The 5,118-nt window shown below is 39.2% G+C and carries 5 protein-coding genes; 1 reads left to right on the forward strand and 4 read right to left on the reverse strand.

What is annotated here, in order from left to right:
• Positions 1-92 precede the first annotated feature (92 nt).
• A complete protein-coding gene (locus E1176_RS06330) occupies positions 93-1,358 on the reverse strand; it encodes a cation:proton antiporter (protein WP_155209733.1) in 1,266 nt (421 codons plus the stop codon).
• A gap of 185 nt (positions 1,359-1,543) precedes the next feature.
• Between E1176_RS06330 and E1176_RS06335 the strand changes: the two genes are divergently transcribed.
• On the forward strand, positions 1,544-2,995 hold the full coding sequence (locus E1176_RS06335) for a TonB-dependent receptor (protein WP_155209734.1): 1,452 nt from the start codon (positions 1,544-1,546) through the stop codon (positions 2,993-2,995).
• Here E1176_RS06335 and E1176_RS06340 read toward each other — a convergent pair whose 3' ends face one another.
• Genes E1176_RS06340 through E1176_RS06350 form a run of 3 tightly spaced genes read right to left on the reverse strand, consistent with a single transcriptional unit; the run spans position 2,996 to position 5,114 of the window.
• A complete protein-coding gene (locus E1176_RS06340) occupies positions 2,996-3,799 on the reverse strand; it encodes a queuosine precursor transporter (protein WP_155209736.1) in 804 nt (267 codons plus the stop codon). It lies immediately after the preceding gene.
• A gap of 6 nt (positions 3,800-3,805) precedes the next feature.
• The gene (locus E1176_RS06345; RefSeq protein WP_155209738.1) at positions 3,806-4,723 is read right to left on the reverse strand and encodes a ribonuclease Z; all 918 of its coding nucleotides are present in this window, start codon (positions 4,721-4,723) and stop codon (positions 3,806-3,808) included.
• Positions 4,724-4,730: 7 nt separating this feature from the next.
• Positions 4,731-5,114 carry an STAS domain-containing protein gene (locus E1176_RS06350; protein WP_155209740.1) on the reverse strand — a complete coding sequence of 128 codons (384 nt, stop codon included), beginning with the start codon at positions 5,112-5,114 and terminating at the stop codon, positions 4,731-4,733.
• Positions 5,115-5,118: the final 4 nt, after the last annotated feature.

Genomic DNA, 5,118 nt, shown 5'->3' on the forward strand with positions numbered 1-5,118 from the left:
TTTTTGACTAATCAAAAAGAATATTGTGGACTGCCCATATTTCTGTTTTTATCGGTACTTTATCTTTGTGTTGTGCAATTATTAATAAGTCTCTATTTGTTCACTTCGCTAAATTTCTCAAAAAGTTTCTTTACGGTGAGGCCTTGCACTACTATGGAAAATAGAACGACACAGTAGGTCATTGTAATGATGATATCTACAATGCGCGTGTCAAAATTAGTGGTTTCGTAAAGAGATAGAGCAAGTGCCACTGAGATGCCACCACGTAAACCACTCCAGGTAAGAATTCTAATTGTGAATTTTGGAAACGTTCGTCTTATGCGCATTAAAGAAATGGGTATTCCTACTCCTATAAATCTGGCAATTAGTACTACAACGATGGCAAAACCAGCAGCAATGAAATAATCGGTTTCGTAATTGATTACTATGATCTGCAACCCGATGAGAATAAATAAAATAGCATTCATAGCCTCATCCATAAGATGCCAAAACTTGTAGACATATTCTCCCGCTGCGTCTTCCAGATTTTTATCTCTGCCTTTTCTTCCTACAAACAAGCCCATGGTAACCATCGCCAAAGGACCCGAAACATGCAAGAGGTCGGCAATGCTTGCACCTCCTAAAACCATCGACAAAGTTATAAGCACTTCGATTTCAGTATGCTCGTTGTCAATTATTCTTAGAAGGTGTAAGCCAAAATAGCCGATGACGGCTCCCAGTAATAGTCCACCAAGTACTTCTACAGCAAACAATTCTACCACATTTAGGGCTTCAACATTATTCACTCCTTTGGTGGCGATAGCTAAAATGGTGAGAAAAACAACCACACCCACACCATCATTAAACAAAGATTCACCTGCAATTTGCGATTCGAGGTTTTTAGATACAGTTGTTTTCTTGATCATGGCCAACACGGCAATTGGGTCGGTAGGGGATATGAGCGCTCCAAAAAGAAGGCAATAGATATAGTCGAGCGGTAGCCCTATAAGTGGAAGCAGGTAATAAATGGCGGTGCCTGCAACGAAAGTTGAAAGCAAGACGCCTACTGTAGCAAGAATAAAAATTGGCCACTTTTCTTCTCCAAGTTTTCTTAAGTCAAGCTCAAGAGCACCTGCAAATAGCAAAAAGCTCAACATAACCTGAAAAAGGACTTTAGAGAAATCATACTCAGTCATGAGGTTAGTCGCCAGCTCATTGAGTGTTCGGAATACCCACTCGCCCAGAATAATGAAAAGCGACAGGCCAAGAGCAAGTAACATGAGGCCAATGGTAGAAGGAAGCTTTAGGTACTTTACATTGATGAGTGTAAAAAAAGCTGCCATGATGATAAGCAACGTAATAAAGTCTAATACCTCCATGAAAACTCTGATTTTAGGTCTAATAGTGGGTAAAAAGCTTCATAAGATATAAAAGTGATATATTAATTGAAAGCGACTTATTGTTTTTAAACTTTAGGTATATAAACATTGTATAAATGAGTGTAGAGCCTTTAAAAGTTTTTACATTTAAGCTTATTTTAATCAGCCGATGACTACGGACATTTATGGACGATTTTAGAAAACTGACTACTAAGGAAAAAGCGCTTCAGATCAACTTAAGAAAGGATATCTATGGCTCTTTTGCTGAAATTGGAGCAGGACAGGAAGTAGCAGCTAATTTTTTTAAAGCAGGCGGTGCCTCTGGTACTATTGCCAAAACGATGTCTGCCTATGACATGAGCTTTAGTGATGCCATTTATGGTGTATGTGAGCGTTATGTATGCGAGCCACGCCTTATGGGCATGCTTGAGCATGAATATGGATTATTACTTGAAAGGCTGGGCCATGTAGCCGGTCATACCCAATTCTTTTCTTTTGCAAATACGGTAGAGGCGCTTAATTACGAGCGAACAAACCAGCCTCACGGTTGGATTGGCTTACGTTTTCAGTGCAAACCAGGAGGGCCTTACAATGAATGTGTGCTTCATATAAAAATGAAGGATAATGATGCCTTACTACAACAACAGGCGCTCGGCATTGTAGGTGTAAACCTCATATTCGGCTGTTTCTTTATCAGTAATCCCAATGATCTTTTAGAGTCATTGATAGATGGACTTGGGCCGGATCGTATCGAGATTGATATGTTTAGAATAGACGGGCCTGATTTTGAGCATGTGGATAATAGGCTTATGAGTTTAAAGCTGGTAAAAAGCGGAATGACTCATGCGGCCATGTTTGGTCCGAGTGGAGATGTGTTGCAACCGTCTGAAGCTTTATATAAAAAGAATGTGTTAGTGCTACGTGGTAGGTTTAGGCCTGTAACGCATGTAAATGTGGATATGCTGTTGGCCTCTCGTAGAATATTTAAGAACGAACCAGACGTAGATCGAGAAAAAATTGTGGTATTAACAGAGATCACACTCAATGATTTACGCACCGAAGGTGAGATTGACGAAGAAGATTTCTTGCACCGTGTAGATATCATTTGCTCCCTTGGGCAAAATGTCATGATCTCTAATTACCCGGAATATTACCGATTGGTAAATTACCTATCTGAAATAACCAAAGGTAGAAAAATAGGTATCATATTAGGCATTTATAATTTACAGCGTGTTTTTGATGAAAAGTATTACACTCACTTACGCGGTGGTGTTTTAGAGGCTTTTGGAGTTTTATTTGGCCATAACGTTACACTCTATGTCTATCCATCTGATAAAGTAGGCAAAAAGGAGCTCTACACTTTGAAGAACTTTGAGCTTCCTGAGAAAGAGGCGGGCTTGTTTAAGTACCTTATAGATAATAAAAAGCTGGTAGCGGTAGAAAATGCTGATACTAAAAATCTGCATATTATCTCTGACAATGTATTAGAAATGATAAAACGGGGAGATGATGATGGCTGGGAAGCTATGGTGCCTCGTAAAGTGTCTGAAGCTATCAAAGAAAAATGTTTGTTCGACTATCCATGCAAACCACTGCCTGCTAAAAAGCCAAAACCAACGAAAAAAGTCAAGAAGTAGCTAGAAGAAAGTGTCACTCTGTTCAGCGGCAGTTTCCATTAATTTATCAGATTCTTTTTTTCCCAGATAGCTATCGATAAGATAGTGGGCAATATATAGAAGGGGAGTGAGGGCAACTGCAATGATAAACTTATAAATGTAGTTGATTACACCAACCGAAGCCACCTGAGAGAGCGACCACTTAGCCTCAGGAGCAGCTAATAGATAAAATGCCATAAATAATACCACAAAACTGTCAATCAGCTGTGACACTAATGTGGACCCTGTGGCGCGCAACCATAGGTATTTGCTACCGGTGATTTTTCTTAGTTTATGAAACACAAAGACATCAAGTAGCTGTCCGATTAGAAATGCAACGAGCGATGCTACTATTATTCTTGCACCTTGTAAAAAGACAGTATTAAACGCATAACTTATATCAAAAGCCTTTCCCTGTTCGTCCTGACTATTTACATCGAGCCAAAATTGGGCTGGTGAGAGCCACGTAACGATCGTGATTACTATAAAAGCGAAACTGATAAAAATTATGGTGAGGTAACTTATTTTTTTAACTCCTTCTTTACCAAAGTACTCATTGATAATATCTGTAGTAATAAATACTACAGGCCAAAGCACAACTCCAGCTGTTAGGTTAAAATCAAGAATCCAACCACCAAAAAGCTTGATTTGAGCAGGTTCGAAACCAAGCGTTTGTTCTAGAGAAAATATTTTCGTGCCCACTAACTCAGCAAGCAGGGCATTGGTAAGAAATATACCACTGAGTATGATGAATAGATTAGTACGTTTATCGATGTATTTGGTCATGCTCGATTAATCTTCAATCTCAATAGACTCACCTTCAATAGCCAAAATGGTATTGTCAAAATGCTGCTTAGCTTCTTCTAGAAAGGGTGTCACGTCTTTGTATCGTGCAGAGTAATGCCCTATGGCCAATAGACCTGCATTGGCTTTTTTTGCGATAGTTGCGGCTTCTTTGGTGGTTGAGTGAAATGTTTTTTCGGCCCAAATTGCTTTTGCTTCCAAGAAAGTAGCTTCATGGTAAAGCAGGTCTACATCTTTGATGTAAGGAAGTATGGTTTCGTCATATTTTGTATCGGAGCAATAGGCATATGATCGTGATTTTCTCGGAGGCAATGTAAGGTCACTGTTTTTGAAAATGACTTCACCATTTTCATTTAGAATATCGCCCCCCTTTTTTAAAGTGGCAATTTGAAGTAAAGTCAAATCGGCTGGGAGTCTTTCTTTATGGAGCCTGATTGGTTTAGGCTTTTCTTTAAATAAAAAGCCAGTACAGGGAATCCTATGATTTAAAGGAAAGCTGCTGATTTCGATAGTGTCATCTGCAAACAACAGCTCAGTTTTGGTGCTGTCTGTTTGATGAAATCGAATTTTATAATTGAGTGCAGATGCCGAGTATTTAAGTTGCAAAGTTATGATTTCATCCAGTCCTTGAGGGCCATAGATGTTGAGGTCCTTCTCTCTACGTAGCAAATGCATCGTAAATATTAGGCCCATGAGCCCTAAATAATGGTCGCCATGCAAATGACTGATGAAGATATGGTTAATCTTCTGAGCCTTACAATGATACTTTGCGAGCTGCAATTGCGTCCCTTCTCCACAATCAAGCAAGAAGGTGTGCTTCTGTATCTGTATGAATTGCGCGGTATGGTTTCTGCCGTATGCTGGCGTGGCTGAGTTAGAGCCTAATATTTTTACACTAAATGGCAAATGCTACTTACGATTCGGCCTCATCGTTTTTAAGCTCATTCTCAATTTCATTCATAAATACAGCATCAATTGCTTCCTCTACAGTAGGTAGTATGTTTAAAACACTGTCTAATTGAGAGATTTTTATGAGCTTGGTCGTATGGTCAGATAGACCAGATAAAACAAATATGCCGCCATCTTCCTGTACAACTCTGTTGCCCACAAGCAAAGCACTGAGCCCTGATGAATCTGTGTATTTGACAGCAGAAAGGTCTAAAATAATGTTTTTGGTTCCTTCTGCATGTATTGTAATTAATTCAGACTTTAGCTTCGGTGCTATACTTGAATCAAGTTTTTCTTCATGCAGTTTCAGTGTGCTATATTTCTCTTGTTTATCTATGGTATACTTCATCGTT

It is taken from the genome of Fulvivirga aurantia (assembly GCF_009711475.1).
GTDB classification, from domain to species: Bacteria; Bacteroidota; Bacteroidia; order Cytophagales; family Cyclobacteriaceae; genus Fulvivirga; species Fulvivirga aurantia.

Excerpts from the sequence above, each read along its gene's own strand:
- E1176_RS06340 (WP_155209736.1), bottom strand. The coding sequence starts at position 3,799 with ATGACCAAATACATCGATAAACGTACTAATCTATTCATCATACTCAGT.
- E1176_RS06350 (WP_155209740.1), bottom strand. The coding sequence starts at position 5,114 with ATGAAGTATACCATAGATAAACAAGAGAAATATAGCACACTGAAACTG.
- E1176_RS06330 (WP_155209733.1), bottom strand. The coding sequence starts at position 1,358 with ATGGAGGTATTAGACTTTATTACGTTGCTTATCATCATGGCAGCTTTT.
- E1176_RS06335 (WP_155209734.1), top strand. The coding sequence starts at position 1,544 with ATGGACGATTTTAGAAAACTGACTACTAAGGAAAAAGCGCTTCAGATC.